Source organism: Brucella intermedia LMG 3301 (assembly GCF_000182645.1).
GTDB lineage: Bacteria > Pseudomonadota > Alphaproteobacteria > Rhizobiales > Rhizobiaceae > Brucella > Brucella intermedia.
In genome coordinates this window covers 88,569-106,375 of the sequence record NZ_ACQA01000002.1, presented here as the reverse complement: position 1 = coordinate 106,375, position 17,807 = coordinate 88,569, and the positions used below count along the sequence as shown (strand labels likewise).

Genomic DNA, 17,807 nt, shown 5'->3' with positions numbered 1-17,807 from the left:
CCATCAGGCAACATCTCAGGAGAGACAGATGAAAAAATCCATTCTCGGCGCAGGGCTGGCGCTTGTCACCGCCTTGCTGTCCAGCACGGCAGCCCATGCAGACATCACCGTCTATTCGGCTGGTCCCGGCAGCCTGATCGAAAAGCTTGCGGCAGGCTTCACCGCCAAGACCGGCGCGAAGGTCAACGTCTTTCAGGCAACCACCGGCAAGGTCATGGCGCGCATCGAAGCGGAAGCCGCCAATCCGGTTGTCGACGTTCTGATTTCGGCGTCCTGGGACACGGCAACCGACTTCGCCAAGCGCGACTGGCTGGTGGCCTATACCAGCCCGAATGCGGAGAAAGTACCGGATTTCCTCAAGAACGAAACCGCGGTCGCGCAGGGCGTCTCCGCCCTCGGTATCGCGTGGAACCCAGCGAGCAAGACGCCGAAGCCTGCCGAATGGGCCGATCTCGCCAAGCCCGAATACAAGGATCAGGTCAACCTGCCGGACCCGGCGCAGTCGGGCGCGACCTTCGAGCTCGTTGCCGCCCTTCAGGCCCAGCAAGGCTGGGACCTTTTCAAGAACCTGCATGAAAACGGCGCGGCTGTGGCCGGTGCCAATGCAGAGGCTCTGAACCCCGTCCTTCAGGGTGCCAAGGCCGCCGTGTTCGGTGCCGTCGACTATATCTCGCTTGCCGGCAAGGCCAAGGGCGAATCCATCGACGTCATTTTCCCGGCATCCGGCACAGTGATCGCGCCCCGCCCCGCCATGATCCTCAAATGGTCGAAGAACCAGGATGAGGCCAAGCAGTTCGTCGACTACATGCTGTCCGACGAAGGCCAGAAAATGGTTGCCGACACCTATCTGATGCCTTCTCGCACCGATGTTCCAGCCAATCGCCCGCTGATCGGCGATCTTAAAATCCTGCCGATCGACGCCAAGGAAGTCTACGGCAAGCGCGACGAGACGCTGAAGGAATTCGGCGCCGCCTTCGCAGCCAGCAACTGATATTTGAGGGGAAGACAGACATGAAGACAGGCGGTGCGGCGGCTCGCAATCCGCTCGGGTTCGTTGCGGTTGCCGGGCTCGCTTTCATCGTCGCGGTACCGTTTGTCTTCATCGTTCTTCAGGCTGTCTTTCCGCAACTGGGGAGAGGCTCGCTGGCCGAGCCTTTCCTGCATCTCCCGGCCCTGTTTGAAGACCCGAAGCTTTTGCGCATGAGCGGCAACACAGTGCTGCTGGGGCTTTCGGTGGTCGTGCTTTCCGCCTTCATCGCCGTTCCGCTCGCCGTTTTCCGCGCGCTCTACAAGGTGCCTTTTGCCGTCCTGTGGGACGTGCTGATGCTCGTGCCTTTCATGATCCCGCCCTATATCGCCACGCTTGGCTGGATCATGACGCTGCAACCGCGCGGCTATCTCGAGCAACTCATCGGTTTCAATCTGGCGCCCTTTCTGTTTTCGGTCGCCGGCATGAGCTTCGTCATGGCGCTGAACACGTTTCCGCTCGTCTATTTTGCGGTATCGCGCACGATTGAAGCGGTCGGCGCACGTTATTCCGATGTCGGTCGCGTGTTCGGCGCCTCGCCGTGGCGCTCCTTCTTCCGCATCACCCTGCCACTGGCGACACCGGGCCTTGCGGCAAGCCTTTTGCTCGTTTTCGCCGCAGCCATCGAGGAATATGGCACCCCGGCAGCCCTTGGACGCCGTTCCGGCTTTGAAGTGCTGGTGACGGAGATCGATCTTCGCATTTCCGACTGGCCCATCGACCTTGCGGGTGCTGCCGTCTTTTCGCTGGCGCTCGTCTGCCTGTCGCTGGCGGCTTTTCTGGTCCAACGCTGGATATTGACGCGCCGGTCCTATGTGACGACCGGCGGCAAGCCACAGGCAAAGGACAAGCGTCCGCTCGGAGCGCTCACCATTCCCGTGGTCGCTCTCTTCGCCCTCGTTGCCTTCGCTGCAACGGGCGTTCCCCTGCTGGCCATTCTGGCGACCGCTCTTTCCAAGACCGTATCCGGCGGGCTGGTGCCGTCGAACCTCGGCTTCGACAATTTTGCCGCCATTGCCGAAAACAGCGCAGGCGGCATGCGCGCGCTCGTCAACAGCCTCTCGCTCGGCGTCGCAAGCGCTCTCCTGACCGGGCTTCTCGGCGCGGTCGCCGCCTATGCCGTCGTGAAGATGCGTTTTCGCGGGCGCTTCTGGCTCGACATACTGACTGTCCTGCCCAATGCCTTGCCCGGCGTCGTCGTCGCGGTCGGACTCATTCTGGCCTGGAACCAGCCCGCCCTGCCCGTCTCGCCCTACAACACACCGCTGATCCTGCTGCTTGCCTATTGCTGCATTCTTCTGCCGCAGCCGATCCGCTATGCATCCGCTGCCTTCCACCAGATCGGCGACAATCTGGAAGCCGCGGCGCGTGTGTGCGGCGCAAACAGCTTCACAGCTTTCCGGCGCATCATGCTGCCGCTGATCGCGCCAAGCCTCATAACGGCCATGCTGCTCGTCTTTGCCATTGCCACGCGTGAGCTGGTCGCATCCATACTGGTCGCTCCGGTCGGCATGCAGACAATCTCGATCTTCATCTGGCGTCAGTTCGAGCAGGGCTCTGTCGGGCTCGGCATGGCCATGGCATTCATCGCCATCCTTATCACCACACTTCTGCCGCTGATCCTGATGGGCTTGTTGAAGCGCTCCGGCCTCGTTAGAATCTGACCTTCCTTCCCTACGGGGACATGCTGCAACAGCAGGGTCGAAATTCAAGCGCATCGAAAAGCCGGGAGAACCATTTTGACGAAACAAGCCGTTGTCTTGAAAAGAGAAGACTGGGCGAGGCGCGACGATGCGTGGTCCGGCCGCGTCGAAGGCAAGAGATTTGGTACCGATGCGTCGATCATATTCTTCTCGACCGATGTTGTCGGGCATGGTCCCAAACTGCACCAGCACCCTTATGACGAGATTTTCATCGTTCGTCAGGGAAATGCGCTGTTCATGGTCGGCGACGAAAAGATGGAGGTATCAGAAGGCCAGGTTGTATTCGGTCCGGCAAACATACCGCACAAATTCGTCAATCTCGGCCCCGGACGTCTGGAAACAACGGATATTCACGTGAGCCAGCATTTCGAGCAGGAAGACCTGGAGTGAAATGAGGGGCAACGCCTCACAGCATTTTCGGTAGAATTGGCTTGCCATAGCCGCAAAAGATGATAATTTTAGTCATATTAATGCATTGATATGTTGGCGCATATCCACGAAACACTTCCGGCAGACGAGCCGGAATTTCAACGAAACGCTGCGCACACGGATCGGAACGTTTTGGGCTTCTGGCATTCGATGATCTGGCAGGCCGAAGGCATCCGGGTGGTTGCGCCGGTTCAATGGCGTGTGCTGGATGGGCTGGTGAGCGTCTATTGGGAGGCTGAAAGCCAGACGGGAGCCAACGGCTATTTCCTGTCGCACGATCCCCGCATCATGATTTTCTTCCAGGATGTTTCGTCCAACATTCGCATATCGAACGATAGCGGTGTCTTTACCCAGCATCACCGCTCCCAGCACCATCGCCCGATGACGCGGGCGATCTACATCCCCGCTGGCGTCCCGATGTGGACGAATACCGTTTCGCTCCACCGTTTTTCACATCTGAACCTGCATTTCCACAAGGACCGGCTGCTCAAATATCTGAGCCCCACGCTTGGTGCATCCATGGGCGATGGCCGCCATGCGCAGCCCGGTGGAAATTCAGGACCTCGGCGCCATAGAAACGCTTGCCCGCCTGATCGTCGACGAGACAGCCAATCCAACGAAACACGGGCTTTATGCTGAAAACCTCATTGGCAGCATTCTGACCGGCCTTCTCGATATACCCGGGGAAGACAACAGGCAGGGTTATGGACGCCTAACCATGGCGCAGATGAACAGGCTCAATGCGCGTTTCGACAGCTGCAGCGACCGCCGGTTGAGTGTTGCCGAAATGGCCGCAGCCGTCGGTCTGTCGGAAAGCTGGTTCGCCAATGTCTTCAAGCAGACGACCGGCAAGACACCATTGCAATGGCAGATGGCGAAGCGCATCGATCGGGCGCAGCAATTGCTGGCGGAAAGCGACATGACTGTCGCCGGCATCGCGGCCCAGCTCGGTTTTACCGATCAGGCCCATCTAACCAAGGCTTTCCGGCAGGTCGTTGGTGAAACGCCTGCCGCGTGGCGGCGTTTCCAGTCCAAACGCTAGCTGTTCCCGGTTGAGGCTCCGCTGCCTTTACTGACGGAACCGCTCACTCACCACGTTCGGCGCAGCGTCGCGGTGATCTCCCGGCCCGGATTGTAGAAATCCGCTCCAAAGCCGCCATAGGCGACATATTTCTTGTCGAACAGGTTGCTGACATTGACCTGCAACGCCGAGTTATCGAGAAACTCATAGGTAAACGCGGCGTCGAACACCACATTACCGCTCGTGCCCGACGTATTGTCCGGCGTAAAGTAATAGGCGCCGATATAGCGGCCACCAACGCCGAACGTCATGTCGCCACGACGACCGCTGCCCTCGATCTTGTAGTTCGCCCAAAGCGACGCAAGGTGTTTGGAAACAAACTGCGGACGGTTGCCCTCATTGCCGCCAGTGCCGTTCTCGACGATCTCCGGGTCCATATAGGAATAGGCCGCGATCAGGTTGAGATTGTTCGTCAGCTCGGCCTTGGCTTCCAGATCGATACCGCGAACGCGAACTTCGCCAATCGTGGATGGCTGAAGCGTAATGGGATCGTTGACCGAAATATTGTTCTTGGTCAGGTCGTAAACAGAAGCGGTGAACAGGGCCGGAAATGCGGTCGGCTGGTATTTCACCCCGACTTCGATCTGTTCACCCCGCTCAGGATCGACGCCGATGGCCGGGGGCGCGACCGATTCAGCATAGCTCGTATAAACCGCCCATTCATCGGTCACCCGATAGGTGAGGCCGAAGCGGCTGGTGAACTCGCTCAGATCACCATCTGTCGTCTTGTTGCTGAGATTGTTCGTCTGCGACAGGTCGAGCCAATCATTGCGCAGGCCAACACTGGCGATCAGCTTTTCTGCGAATGTCAAATCTTCCTGGAAATAGATTGCCCTGGTCTTCTGCCGGGTCGACGTATTGCCGATGAGCGGCAGACCAACCGGGGCACCGGTAAAGACCGGGTTGGTCCAGTCTATGCCTGGTGCTGGACCCCAGAGTGTCTTGTTGGTCGCCGAATAATTGTTGTACTCGATGCCCGCCATCGTCCGGCTTTCAAACCGGTCGAAGCTGGTTTCATATTTGAGATTCACATCGCCCACGAAATTCTCGGCCGAGGATTCGTTCCCGAAGAAATCGCGCCGGGCAATCGTTGAGCCATCGGTCGGCGTCGCAGAAATATAGGCATAGCCGAAATCGGTATCCTGATTGCTGTAACGTCCGTTTGCGCTCAACGTCAGGCCATTGCCGAAGTCATGATCGAACATGGCGCTGACGGTATTCCGGTCGGTACCGCGATAATTGAAGTCAGGCTCTCCAAAAAAGCGGCTTCTGCTGAAATTGGTGCCGACCGGATGGCCCCCGCTTCCGGGCACGCCATTACGGTGAAGATGATCAAAGATCACCGTCAGATTGGTCGCATCGCTCGGACGCCAGGTCAGGCCGCCCATGATGAACTTTTCATCATCGCGCGAATAATCATATTCGGCATCGGCATCCTTGAACTTGCCGGTAAGGCGATAGGAAAGCGTTTCATCGCCGGTCAAATTATCGCCGAAATCGAAGCCGACTTCCTTATGATTGAAGGACCCGCCCGTAACATAAGCTTCGCCGAAGCGCTCCGTTTTCGGTCGCTTGGTCACATAGTTGACCATGCCGCCGGGATCGGAAACACCGAAGGCCGTGGAACTGGCGCCTTTCAGCACTTCGATACGTTCGAATGCATAGGGCTCCTCCCGCACACCCCCAAAGGGGCGGCCAAGCGTAAGCCCGTCGCGATAGGTGTTGGCGTCGAAGCCGCGTATCTGGAAGAAGTCGAACCGATCATCCGATCCGTAGAAATTGGTGGACACGCCTGCCGTATATTGCAGAACCTGCTCGACAGTCTGGGCGTTACGTTCCTGCATTTCCTTGGCAGTGATCACCGATACGGAAGCTGCCGTGTCCATGATATCCGCCGCCATCTTGCCGCCGCCGGTTGTGCGCGTTGCGACGATTGATTTGGAATCGTCGTCGCTTCCGCCGGAGCCATTGACCGTGATGGTCTTGAGCACCGTGGTCGTTTCCCCCGTTGCCGCTTGCTGCGCCGAAGCCAGATCGGGCATGGATACGACCAGCGCCGTACACCCCAGAAGAATTGCCCTGCGGTAGCGGACCCGCGTGATCTTCTTCGTCTCAGCAGTCTTTTCAGTGTCCATGGTCAGGTCCGATATGCAGTTTGCGGCGGCCGCCTTCGGCGACGGTTTTCAAATCGTGGGGATGTTGGCCAGCCTTGCGATTCCAGCCTTTCAAAGACCGGACGCGTCCGGTCATCGACTGTCGGTAAACTGAAATTGTCCCCGGATCGCCATTAACTTGATAAGCGTTGTCCAGTATTGTAGAAAACTGCTTTTTTGTAGGAAGTCACGGTTAATTCGCAACAGCTTTATCGAGGCGCGTGCTTCGGCCTTGACGTGAGGGTCTTAACTTGACAGTGAAAGGCCACTTTACATGCAAGGAGAATGCGCCGGATGACGTGGTCCATTCGCTCTCTATTTTTCGCTGCCCTGGCCTCATTTGCGATCACTGCGCCGCAAAGCGCACAGGCCGGCGCAAAAGCGACTTATCCGATTGTTATCAAACATGCCTTTGGCACGACGACAATCGAGAAAAAGCCGGAGCGGATCGTCACTGTCGCGTGGGCAAATCATGAGGTTCCTCTTGCGCTCGGCGTGGTGCCGGTCGGTTTTGCGCGCGCCAATTTCGGTGATGACGACAACGACGGACTGTTGCCCTGGGTGGCAGCAAAGCTGAAGGAACTTAGCACGGATACACCGGTTCTCTTCGACGAAGGCGACGGGATCGATTTCGAGGCCGTGGCGGAAACGCGGCCCGATGTCATCCTTGCATCCTATTCCGGCCTCAGCCAGTCGGATTACGATACGCTCAGCCAGATCGCTCCGGTTGTCGCCTATCCGGAAGCGCCATGGTCCACCGACTGGCGCGACATGATCCGCCTCAACAGCGCTGGCATGGGCATGGCGGAAGAAGGCGAAGCGCTGATTGCAAAGATCGAAGGCGAGATTGCCGAGACGGTCAACCAGTATCCGCATCTCAAAGACAAGTCGGCTATGTTCGTCACGCATCTCGATACGACGGACCTGAGCACGGTCAATTTCTACACCACTAACGACACGCGGGTGAGATTCTTCACGGACCTTGGCCTGAACTCACCCAAAAGTGTGGTCAACGCCTCCAAACCGGGCCAGTTCTCCGGCTCCATCAGCGCCGAGCGTGTCGACATGTTCGATGACGTGGACATCGTCGTAACCTATGGCAGTCAGGAATTGCTAGACGCCATGAAGCGCAATCCACTTCTCGCCAGCATGCCAGTGGTCGAAAATAATGCAGTGGTCATGCTGGGCAAAAACCCTCTCGGGACAGCGGCCAATCCCACACCGCTTTCCATTTCCTGGGTGTTGAAGGACTATGTCGCCCTTCTTGCCGGCGCGGCCGATAAAGCAAAATGACCGTCGCCCGCATCCGGCGTTCAAGCCAGCCAATCACCATATATCGGTCCAACAGAGCGAGGACCGGCTGGCTCGGCGCGGTCGTCTTTCTCCTCGTGACCCTTTGTGTTCTGTCCGTGTCGCTCGGCACGCGTGAAGTGCCATGGCCTGACATTGTTGCGGCCCTGCGTGGTCATATGGACACCATCGGACAGGCCGCCGTCGCCATGCGCATTCCGCGCACCTTGCTCGCTCTTCTCGCCGGAGCAGCGCTCGGTCTGGCAGGCGCCATTATGCAGGGCATTACCCGCAATCCGCTGGCAGATCCCGGCATTCTGGGCGTCAATATGGGCGCATCGCTTGCCGTCGTCATCGGCGTTGCGTGGTTCAACATCGTTTCCGCACCAGCTTATATCTGGGCAGCCATATTCGGTGCCGGTTGCGCCGCCGTCTTCGTCTATATGGTCGGATCGCTTGGCCGTGGTGGCGCAACACCGCTCAAGCTCGCGCTGGCCGGTGCAGCCACGTCGGTAGCATTTTCCTCACTGGTTATCGCCATCGTGCTGCCCCGCAACGATATTGCCGGCGGCATTCGCGCCTGGCAGATCGGCGGCGTTGGAGGTGCGACTTTCGACCGGCTCGCTTATGTGCTGCCATTTCTCGCTGTCGGTTTCGTTGTCAGCTTTCTATCGGCGCGCAAACTGAACTCCCTGGCACTCGGCGATGAACTTGCCGCCGGGCTCGGAGAAAAGGTCGCCATTGCTCGCGCTGTTGCGGCGCTCGGCGCAATTCTGCTGTGTGGTGCAACCACCGCCATCTGCGGTCCCATAGGATTCGTGGGCTTAGTTGTGCCGCATATATGCCGCCTCCTGGTCGGGGTCGATCACCGCTGGCTATTGCCATTCTCGGCCCTCAGCGGAGCCTGCCTCCTGCTTGCTGCAGATATTGCCGGACGCCTCGTTGCCCGCCCTGCCGAACTCGATGTCGGGATCGTCACCGCCCTGATCGGTGCGCCGTTCTTCATCTGGATTGTCAGGCGCCAACGGGTTCGCGAGTTGTGATCATGCTGCATTCCACCGCCGATCTTATCGCCCGGAACCGTCGCAGCCGCACCCGCAAGCGCAATCTTGTCATCGGTCTTCTTCTGGTCATTCTCGTCGCCCTCTTCCTCCTCACTTTGATGCTGGGCCAATCGTTCACGCCGCCAAAAGATGTCGTCCGGGTACTCCTGGGCGAAAACGTTCAGGGAGCAAGCTTCACGGTCGGGAAGTTGCGCCTGCCGCGCGCCGTCCTGTCCGTGCTAGCAGGGCTGAGCTTCGGCCTTGGCGGTGTCGCATTCCAGCTTATGCTGCGCAATTCACTTGCAAGCCCTGACATTATCGGAATCAGTTCCGGGGCAAGCGCTGCGGCTGTTTTTGCAATCGTTGTGCTGTCGCTAAACGGCCCCATTGTTTCAATCTTTGCCGTTGTGGCTGGCCTCGCCGTAGCGCTTGCCGTCTATGGTCTTTCCTTCAGGAACGGGGTCGCCGGAACCCGTCTTATCCTCGTTGGGATCGGTGTTTCGGCGATGCTCGAAAGTGTCATTGCCTATATTCTTTCAAACGCGCCCGCCTGGAGCCTGCAGGAAGCCATGCGCTGGCTCACCGGCAGCGTCAACGGCGCAAGGCTGGACCAGATGTTTCCTCTTCTGGTCGCGCTGGTCGTTTTCGGCGGTTTGCTTTTGAGCCGGTCGCGCGATCTCGAAGCATTGCGGCTGGGCGACGACAGCGCCGCAGCATTGGGAACCAATGTGGGGCGAACCCGGATTGTTATAATCATTGCCGCCGTCGGCATGATAGCTTTTGCCACGGCCGTTTCCGGCCCCATTGCTTTCGTCGCCTTTCTGTCCGGCCCCATTGCAGCACGTGTCATCGGTAATAACGGTTCCCTGCTCGTCCCGTCTGCCCTGATTGGAGCCATACTAGTCCTCGCCGGCGATTATTGCGGACAGTTCCTGCTGCCCGGCCGCTATCCGGTTGGCGTCGTCACCGGAGTTCTGGGCGCTCCTTATCTCATCTACCTCATCATACGCGTCAACCGCAGCGGGGCATCCCTATGACCGATCACACCCTCATCGCGCGTGAGCTGACCACTGGCTATGGTGACAGGCTTGTGCTGGATAGTCTCGATCTTCAGGTGCCTTCCGGCAAGGTAACAGCAATCGTTGGAGCAAATGCCTGCGGGAAATCTACCTTGCTGCGCACTATGTCGCGACTTCTTGCACCACGACACGGGGAAGTACTGCTTGACGGCAAGTCGATCCACACGCTTCCCTCCCGGCAACTGGCACAAACGCTCGGCCTGCTGCCCCAATCGCCGATAGCGCCGGAGGGCATACTGGTTGCCGATCTGGTCAGTCGAGGTCGAAACCCCTATCACGGCGTATTCTCGCAATGGACGCGGGCAGATGACGAAGCGATCGCAACGGCACTTGAAGTAACCAAGACGACCGAACTGGCCGACAGGCCAGTGGATGAACTTTTCAGGCGGCCAGCGCCAGCGCGTATGGATTGCGATGGCACTGGCGCAGCAGACCGATATTCTCCTGCTGGATGAACCGACAACCTTTCTCGACATCAGTCACCAGATTGAAGTTCTGGATCTGCTCACAGATCTCAACCAGAAGCGGGGAACCACAGTCGTCATGGTTTTGCACGATCTCAATCTTGCCGCCCGCTATGCGGATTTTCTGGTCGCAATGGCTAACGGGCGACTATACGCAACCGGAACGCCCGACGACGTGCTGACAGAACAAAATGTTCGTGAGGTATTTCATCTCGAAAGCCGTATCATGACCGATCCAACTTCCGGTCGACCGATCATGTTGCCTTTGGGGCGTCATCGCCTTCGTGATGAGCATCTTGAAGCGCAGCTCGCGCATTCAGACGGATAACCGGCCGCGCCGCAACAGGCTTTTGCAGACTTCTCCAACCCGCTGATTTCATAGCGCCGCGATCCAATGATCGCGGCGTTTTGCGTTCTGGCACAGTCACAACGCAGTGCATCATTATACACATTCCATAATTATCTATAATATTTTAGCTTGAGTCACCGGTTCACATAAAGATAATCTATATTACATAGATTCTTTCTATTTTTATAGATAAAATGGAGAAAGCATGCTCAATACGGTGCAATCGAACCCGGAAGGCGCTGAGAAAACGGCGTCCAAATCGGAGCAGGATGCATGGACGCGCGCAAGCGCGCGTCTGCTCTATGAACTTCCGTTCAACGATCTTCTTTTGGAGGCACAGAGCGTTCATCGTGCCAATTTCGATCCGAACCGCGTTCAGCTCAGCAAACTGCTCAACATCAAGACGGGCGGCTGCCCGGAAGATTGTGGCTATTGCAGCCAGTCGGCACATCACGCTTCGGGTCTCAAAGCTTCCAGATTGATGAGTCTGGATACAGTCCTCGAGGAAGCGCAGAAGGCAAAGGATAGCGGCGCAACCCGCTATTGCATGGGTGCGGCCTGGCGCAGCCCGAAGACGCGGGATGAGCCCGCGATTGTCGAGATGGTCAAACAGGTGAAAGCGCTTGGTCTGGAAACCTGCATGACGCTGGGCATGTTGAGCCCGGATCAGGCGCAGACCTTTGCAGAGGCTGGGCTCGATTATTACAACCACAATATCGATACGTCGGAGCGGTTTTATCCGCAGGTCATCACGACGCGCAGTTTCGACGATCGACTGGAAACGCTCACCCATGTCCGGGAAGCAGGGATCAAGGTTTGCAGCGGCGGCATTCTCGGCCTTGGAGAAACCGAAGACGACCGCGTCGATATGCTGGTGACGCTGGCAAATTTGCCCATCCCACCGGAAAGCGTGCCAATCAATATGCTGATCCCGATGCCCGGTTCGCGGCTGGAGAAAGCATCGCCCGTCGATCCTATCGCCTTTGTCCGCATCATCGCCCTTGCCCGCCTGATGATGCCGCAATCGCATGTCCGGCTGACAGCGGGACGCAGTTCAATGAGCGATGAAATGCAGGCACTATGCTTTTTCGCAGGCGCAAATTCGATCTTTATTGGCGACATGCTGCTGACCGCCGCCAATCCGGGTGAAGATCGCGACACAAGCCTCATGCGACGGCTTGGCCTGACCGCCGATGCACTGGATGCCCATGCATGAGCACCAACCCGTTGGCCCGTTACGCTGCGAAGTTGAAAAACTTACAGCGGCGGCAGCATCTGCGCGCACTTGCCGATAACAGAGGTGCGGATTTCAGCTCGAATGACTATCTGGGTCTTGCCGCATCGCCGTCGATCCGTAATGCATTGATTGCCGAGCTGGAGAACGGCCTTACCACCGGGTCTGGCGGCTCCCGGCTGTTGCGCGGCAATCACCCGGAACACGAACTTCTGGAGGCTGAAGCTGCTTCCTGTTTTCGTGCACCTTCAATGCTGTATTTCAATAACGGGTATACGGCAAATCTAGCAGTTCTCTCGACTTTGCCGTTACGCGGCGATCTGATTGTCTATGACGAACTGATCCATGCCAGCGCACGTGAAGGCATGCGGGCCGGAAAGGCCGAAACCGTTTCCATCCCGCATAACAATACAGATGCATTCGATAGAGCAATCTGCACATGGCGCAAAAAGGGCGGACGCGGCACCCCGTGGATTGTGGTAGAAAGCCTCTATTCTATGGATGGTGACATCGCGCCGCTTTCCGATCTCATCGAGATAGCAGACCACTACGACGCTTTTCTTTTCATCGACGAAGCCCATGCGACGGGCGTGCACGGGCCGGACGGACGCGGTTTTGCTACCGGACTGGGAAACCGACAGAACATCATCACGTTACATACTTGCGGCAAGGCAATGGCCAGTTCCGGCGGGCTGGTTGGAGGAGATCCGGTCCTTCGCGATTTTCTCGTCAATCGTGCACGGCCATTCATCTATTCGACCGCACCTTCGCCCTTGCAAGTATCCGCAACGCGGCTTGCGCTGAAAACCATGATCGCCGAACAACATCGTCGGCCCGAATTGCACCGGCTTATCGCATTCGCCAATGCGCAATTCGCCGATCGACTCGGCAAAGCCGGCAGCGGGACGCAGATACTGCCGCTCGTCATTGGCGATGCCGACCGCACCTTGCGCATTGCACATCGCATGCAGACCGACGGCTTCGACATACGCGCCATACGCCCGCCCACTGTGCCCGCCGGCACGGCGCGCCTGCGCATCACCATCACGCTCAATGTCGATGAACCCACGATAACGCGCATGTTCGAACACCTTGCCACGATCATGGCAGAGGAAATGATATGAACTGCGCTTTTATCGTTACCGGAACCGATACAGGTATCGGCAAGACCGTGTTTTCTGCAGCACTCGCGGGCGCGCTCAGTGCTTATTACTGGAAGCCGGTTCAGTCGGGGCTGGAAGAAGCAACCGACAGCGAAACCGTTGTTCAGCTTGCCGGACTTTCACGCCAGAACATCATCCCGGAATGCTGGCGCCTTAATACGCCTGCTTCGCCGCATCTTTCCGCGCAAATCGACGGTGTGGAGATTGATGCGGAGTCACTCGAGGTACCATCGGTCGATGCACCTCTGGTGATCGAAGGCGCAGGCGGATTGCATGTACCGTTGACACGCTACACGACATTCATTGATGTTTTTGCGCGCTGGCAAAAGCCGATCATCCTCTGTGCGAGAACCAGCCTCGGCACCATCAATCATACACTGCTTTCGCTTGAAGCGTTGAACCGGCGCAGTATCCCCGTGCTCGGTATTGCCTTCATCGGCGATCCTCAACCAGATACCGAGCAGATAATCCCGGAACTGAGCGGCGTTCGCAGACTGGGACGACTGCCCCGCCTTGCGAATCTTGATCCGGACACGCTCCGCCATGCGTTTCGCGAGCATTTCAATATGAACGTTTTTTACGAGGCTTCCTAATGACCGGACGTTCGTCTCCTGTCTGGCATCCCTTCACCCAGCACGCCACAGATCCGGTTTTCCGCAGGATCGTCAAAACTGACGGTGCCTATTTAAAGGATGAAACCGGCCGTTCGGTGCTGGATGCCATATCGTCATGGTGGGTGATTACACATGGGCACCGTCACCCAAAGATCATGGCGGCGATCCGGGACGCATTGGACCAGTTCGATCAGATCATCTTTGCCGAATTCACTCACGAACCGGCAGAAAAGCTGGCGCAAGAACTGGTCAAACTCACCCCGCAAGGCCTCGCCCATGTGTTCTATTCCGACAGCGGTTCCACAGCAGTCGAAGTCGCTATCAAGATGGCACTCGGCTTCTATCACAATAGAAACAAACCGCGTTCACGCATCGCAGTGTTGGAGCATAGCTATCACGGCGATACGATTGGCACCATGTCCACCGGTGCGCGCGGTGTGTTCAACTCCGCCTATGCCCCCCTGCTGTTTCAGGTCGACACCATTCCGTTTCCATCGGTGGGGCGGGAGCAGGAAGCACTCGACGCGCTGGAGCACTTCTGCCGGAGTGGCAAAGTTGCCGCTCTGCTCTTGGAGCCGCTTGTTCTGGGTGCAGGTGGAATGAAAATCTATCCTCCTCACCTGCTCACCGAGTTCCGGCGGATCACGAAACAATACGGAACACTACTAATCGCCGATGAAGTGATGACAGGATGGGGACGCACGGGCACCATGTTCGCGTGCGAGCAGGCATCCACCTCGCCAGATATTCTGTGCCTTTCCAAAGGCATTACCGGCGGCGCTCTTCCGCTAGCCGCAACGCTCAGCACGGCTGAAATCTTCGATGCGCATTTTTCGAAAGACCGCAGCCGCACATTCTTTCATTCCAGTTCCTACACGGCCAATCCGATTGCCTGCGCGGCAGCACTTGCAAATATAGAAGTCTGGCAAACGGAACCCGTCGCGGATCGCATCAGGACATTGGGGCAATTGCACTCGGAAAGGCTATCGCGTTTTCAGGATGATCCTCGTTTCACCAATTTTCGCCAGCAAGGAACCATTGCCGCCCTTGATCTCGCGGTCAAAAAAACCGGCTACCTTTCCGATGCTGGGCCGCAATTGAAATCCTTCTTCCGCAAACAGGGTGTGCTTCTGCGTCCGCTCGGCAACGTGATCTATCTGATGCCCCCCTATTGCGTAACGCCACTTGATCTGGACCTTGCCTATGACGCGATTCATGCGGCGGCCGATATGATTGAGACGGCAGCGCGATGAGTATCTCGAGCCGTATGGCGGGTTTCGGCCATTACGTGCCAGACCGCCGAGTTGCTAATGAGGAACTGGAGCAGCATCTCGGACTGGATACTGGCTGGATCGAAAGGCGCACCGGCATTCGCGAGCGGCGTTGGGCGGCACCGGATGAAACTCTAACGGACATGGCTATGAAGGCGGGAGAAATGGCTCTCCAGGATGCCGGTGTCCCGCACAATTCGGTGGCGCTTGTCATTCTCGCGACATCAACGCCCGATCATCTCCTGCCACCTTCCGCGCCGCTTCTCGCTCACAAGCTGGGGCTGGAAAACTGCGGCGGGATCGATCTTGCAGGCGCTTGCTCCGGGTTCCTTTATGCGCTTGTTCTGGCAGACGGCTTTGTCAAAAACTTCCGCAAGCCAGTTCTGGTCGTGGCAGCCAATATATTGAGCCGCCGGGTCAGTATGGAGGAGCGCAACACAGCAATTCTCTTTGCCGATGCCGCCGGTTCAGTCCTGCTTGCACCATCGAACGATCCACATGCTGGACTGCGTGGGTCGGCGCTCATGTCCGATGGAGGAAATTACGGGCTGATTTCCATTCCCGCTGGCGAGACAAGAATGACCATGCGAGACGGCAAGGCCGTCTTTACGCAGGCCGTTCGTATGATGTTGCGTTGCGCAACCGACGCGCTTGAACAGGCAAAGCTTACTGCCTCCGATGTGAACAGGTTCTTTCCCCATCAGGCCAATGCGCGGATCATCGACACGGTTTGCGACCAGTTGCACCTGCCTGCCTCGATTGCCGCCAGATCGATTGGCGTGTTCGGCAACTCGTCGGCGGCGACGATCCCGCTCTCGCTATCACTGGCATCGAAATCGCAGCCTTTTCAGTCAGGCGAACGGCTACTTCTTTCAGCCGCCGGTGCCGGCATGCTTGCCGGCGCTGCAGTCTGGGAAATTGGCGATGGTTGAAATCCGGCCATGGCTCGAACTGAAATCGGCATTTCCGTCCTGCCTTAGATGGCTACCAGCGCAGTATCCTCGTCAAACATCTCGGGGAGGCTTCGCAGCAAGTCATCCTTGAAACGCTTTCGTATCTCAAGAAGATTGTTCAGTCCCTTGGCAATGCGCCTGGCATAGCAAAGATCATTGAGAAGCGACCTGAGTTGACAAGCAGCCCCGCAAGACGGACAGCCTGCTGTCGAAGCCCTGGACGTGAAGAAGCGTCCATTTCTGCGTGTACAGTCTTCAATGTTCGCTGTCGTCCGAACTGTCAGACCCGACCGCAGAGCATGCAACCGGAACTGCCTGCGTGCCGGGAACAATCTACCTCAGTTGAACCACGCGGATTTTGCGAGCGGCTGCCTGCAAAAGTGTGAAAGCCTCGAAACGCTGGTCGTGCCATCTGGCCAGCCCGGCATCCGGCCTGTTAACTTCTCCTAGTTCCGACATGGCGTCCATGGCCGATGCAAGATCAGGGTAAGCTCCCGACGCGACGGCACCCAGCATGGCAGAGCCGAGCAGAACAGGTTCGGGCGAAGTGGAGGCGGCGATGACAAGACCGGTCGTGTCGGCAAGCACCTGTCGCACCAGATGCGAACGTGCAGCCCCACCCGAGACGACGATAGTATCGGTCGCGATACCCTTTGCTTTCTGGGCCTCCACGATCTGCCGCGCACCATAGCCGAGGCCGCACAGCCCGGCCAAATAAAGTGCCGTAAGGCTGTCGATCCCGGCATCGAGATCGAGCCCGGCAATGATTGCGCGCGCATCAGGGTCCGCGAACGGTGCACGATTACCGAGGAACTCCGGCACGACGTGAATGTCGCCAATGATGGCAGCTGCCTCTTCTGAGCCTCCCCTCGCGTCGACTTCTGCGGCAAGAATGTCGACCAGCCCCTTGCCTTGGGCGTTTGCCTGCTCTTCCGCTTCCTTCGCGAAAGGATGCATGTGGATCAGATGATCGATAGCTGCACCCGCTGCCGATTGTCCTCCCTCGTTAAGCCACAGGCCCGGAACCATCGCCGAATAATACGGACCCCATACACCATCCACGAAAACCGGCTGTTCGGTTGTCGTCATGGTGCAGGCCGACGTGCCAAACACATAGGCCATGCGCGACAATATCCGGCCCTCCGGACCGCGTGCCCCGACCGTGCCGATCCCGCCCGCATGAGCGTCGATCAGGCCAGCGGCAATAGCTGTGCCCGGCATAAGACCGAGTTCTGCTGCGGCCTGTTCGCTCAAGCCGCCAAGACTCTCGCCACCGGGTCGAACGTCCGTACCGATGCGGACAAAATTTTCGTCCGCCAGTTCGCCAAGGCCCACTTCACGGAAAAAGGTCTCATCCCAGCGCTTTTCATGACTGAGATAGGTCCATTTGCAGGTGACCGTGCAGGCCGAACGGGCAAGACTGCCGCAAGATTTCCATGTGAGAAAATCGGTAAGATCGAAAAACTGCCATGCAGCAGCGAAGGTTTCCGGCTTGTTTTCCTTGAGCCACAACAGCTTCGGCGTTTCCATCTCGGGGGAAATAGCGCTGCCAACGTAGTCGAGAACCTTGGCTTTGGTCGCATTAATGCGTTCTGCCTGGCCAACAGCGCGATGATCCATCCATACAATGATGTCGCGCGCTGGATCGTTGGACGGACCGACTGCAAGCGACTTGCCGCCCTCACCCAGCACAACCAGCGAACATGTCGCGTCATAGCCGATACCGGCAATGTCAGTCGGATCAACATTGGCAGTCTTGACGGCTTCGCGCACGCTTTCGCAAACAGCCTGCCAGATATTGGCGCTCGACTGCTCGACAATGCTGCCCGCCTCACGCCAGATGGTGATATCGCGCTTGGCCGAAGCAAGCATGGTACCGCTGGCGTCGAAAAGACCGGCGCGAGCGCTGCCGGTGCCGACATCGACGCCCAGATAATAGCTGGTCATGGTCGCT

At 57.8% G+C, this 17,807-nt stretch carries 13 protein-coding genes and 2 pseudogenes; 13 read left to right on the top strand and 2 right to left on the bottom strand.

Features of this window, described 5'->3' with window-relative positions; genetic code table 11:
* Nucleotides 1-28: 28 nt before the first annotated feature.
* The 4 genes and pseudogenes from OINT_RS13000 (at nucleotide 29) to OINT_RS12985 (ending at nucleotide 4,201) form a co-directional block, all read left to right on the top strand.
* Nucleotides 29-991 (top strand): ABC transporter substrate-binding protein, encoded by a 963-nt coding sequence (locus OINT_RS13000; RefSeq protein ID WP_006468295.1) that lies wholly within the window; start codon nucleotides 29-31, stop codon nucleotides 989-991.
* A 20-nt stretch (nucleotides 992-1,011) separates the two neighbouring features.
* Nucleotides 1,012-2,691 (top strand): ABC transporter permease, encoded by a 1,680-nt coding sequence (locus OINT_RS12995; RefSeq protein ID WP_006468294.1) that lies wholly within the window; start codon nucleotides 1,012-1,014, stop codon nucleotides 2,689-2,691.
* A gap of 75 nt (nucleotides 2,692-2,766) precedes the next feature.
* Complete coding sequence (locus OINT_RS12990; RefSeq protein WP_006468293.1) at nucleotides 2,767-3,120, top strand: cupin domain-containing protein; 354 nt, start codon at nucleotides 2,767-2,769, stop codon at nucleotides 3,118-3,120.
* 171 nt (nucleotides 3,121-3,291) lie between these two features.
* Nucleotides 3,292-4,201 (top strand): annotated as a pseudogene (locus OINT_RS12985) (helix-turn-helix domain-containing protein).
* 47 nt (nucleotides 4,202-4,248) lie between these two features.
* Here the strand turns inward: OINT_RS12985 and OINT_RS12980 are convergent.
* Complete coding sequence (locus OINT_RS12980; RefSeq protein WP_006468292.1) at nucleotides 4,249-6,375, bottom strand: TonB-dependent siderophore receptor; 2,127 nt, start codon at nucleotides 6,373-6,375, stop codon at nucleotides 4,249-4,251.
* A gap of 312 nt (nucleotides 6,376-6,687) precedes the next feature.
* Here OINT_RS12980 and OINT_RS12975 point away from each other — a divergent pair, with 312 nt between their 5' ends.
* The 9 genes and pseudogenes from OINT_RS12975 (at nucleotide 6,688) to OINT_RS12935 (ending at nucleotide 15,832) form a co-directional block, all read left to right on the top strand.
* Nucleotides 6,688-7,686: an iron-siderophore ABC transporter substrate-binding protein gene (locus OINT_RS12975; protein WP_006472051.1), complete on the top strand. Its 999-nt coding sequence runs from the start codon at nucleotides 6,688-6,690 to the stop codon at nucleotides 7,684-7,686.
* A complete protein-coding gene (locus OINT_RS12970; protein WP_006468290.1) occupies nucleotides 7,683-8,726 on the top strand; it encodes a FecCD family ABC transporter permease in 1,044 nt (347 codons plus the stop codon). Before OINT_RS12975 ends, OINT_RS12970 begins: the two co-directional genes overlap by 4 nt.
* 2 nt (nucleotides 8,727-8,728) lie before the next feature.
* The gene (locus OINT_RS12965; protein WP_006472050.1) at nucleotides 8,729-9,763 is read left to right on the top strand and encodes a FecCD family ABC transporter permease; all 1,035 of its coding nucleotides are present in this window, start codon (nucleotides 8,729-8,731) and stop codon (nucleotides 9,761-9,763) included.
* Nucleotides 9,760-10,597: pseudogene (locus tag OINT_RS12960) on the top strand (ABC transporter ATP-binding protein). The gene OINT_RS12965 and the pseudogene OINT_RS12960 overlap by 4 nt, the downstream one beginning before the upstream one ends.
* A gap of 226 nt (nucleotides 10,598-10,823) precedes the next feature.
* Nucleotides 10,824-11,834, top strand: a complete 1,011-nt coding sequence (bioB, locus tag OINT_RS12955) for a biotin synthase BioB (protein ID WP_006468288.1) — start codon at nucleotides 10,824-10,826, stop codon at nucleotides 11,832-11,834.
* Entirely contained in the window at nucleotides 11,831-12,976 is a 1,146-nt protein-coding gene (locus OINT_RS12950) for an 8-amino-7-oxononanoate synthase (RefSeq protein ID WP_006468287.1), read from the top strand. The genes bioB and OINT_RS12950 overlap by 4 nt, the downstream gene beginning before the upstream one ends.
* Nucleotides 12,973-13,608: a dethiobiotin synthase gene (gene bioD, locus OINT_RS12945; RefSeq protein WP_006468286.1), complete on the top strand. Its 636-nt coding sequence runs from the start codon at nucleotides 12,973-12,975 to the stop codon at nucleotides 13,606-13,608. The genes OINT_RS12950 and bioD overlap by 4 nt, the downstream gene beginning before the upstream one ends.
* On the top strand, nucleotides 13,608-14,882 hold the full coding sequence (locus OINT_RS12940; RefSeq protein WP_006468285.1) for an adenosylmethionine--8-amino-7-oxononanoate transaminase: 1,275 nt from the start codon (nucleotides 13,608-13,610) through the stop codon (nucleotides 14,880-14,882). The genes bioD and OINT_RS12940 overlap by 1 nt, the downstream gene beginning before the upstream one ends.
* Complete coding sequence (locus tag OINT_RS12935) at nucleotides 14,879-15,832, top strand: beta-ketoacyl-ACP synthase III (RefSeq protein ID WP_006468284.1); 954 nt, start codon at nucleotides 14,879-14,881, stop codon at nucleotides 15,830-15,832. The genes OINT_RS12940 and OINT_RS12935 overlap by 4 nt, the downstream gene beginning before the upstream one ends.
* 354 nt (nucleotides 15,833-16,186) lie before the next feature.
* Here the strand turns inward: OINT_RS12935 and OINT_RS12930 are convergent, their stop codons facing one another.
* Nucleotides 16,187-17,800, bottom strand: a complete 1,614-nt coding sequence (locus OINT_RS12930) for an FGGY-family carbohydrate kinase (protein ID WP_006472047.1) — start codon at nucleotides 17,798-17,800, stop codon at nucleotides 16,187-16,189.
* Between the last annotated feature and the right edge of the window lie 7 nt (nucleotides 17,801-17,807).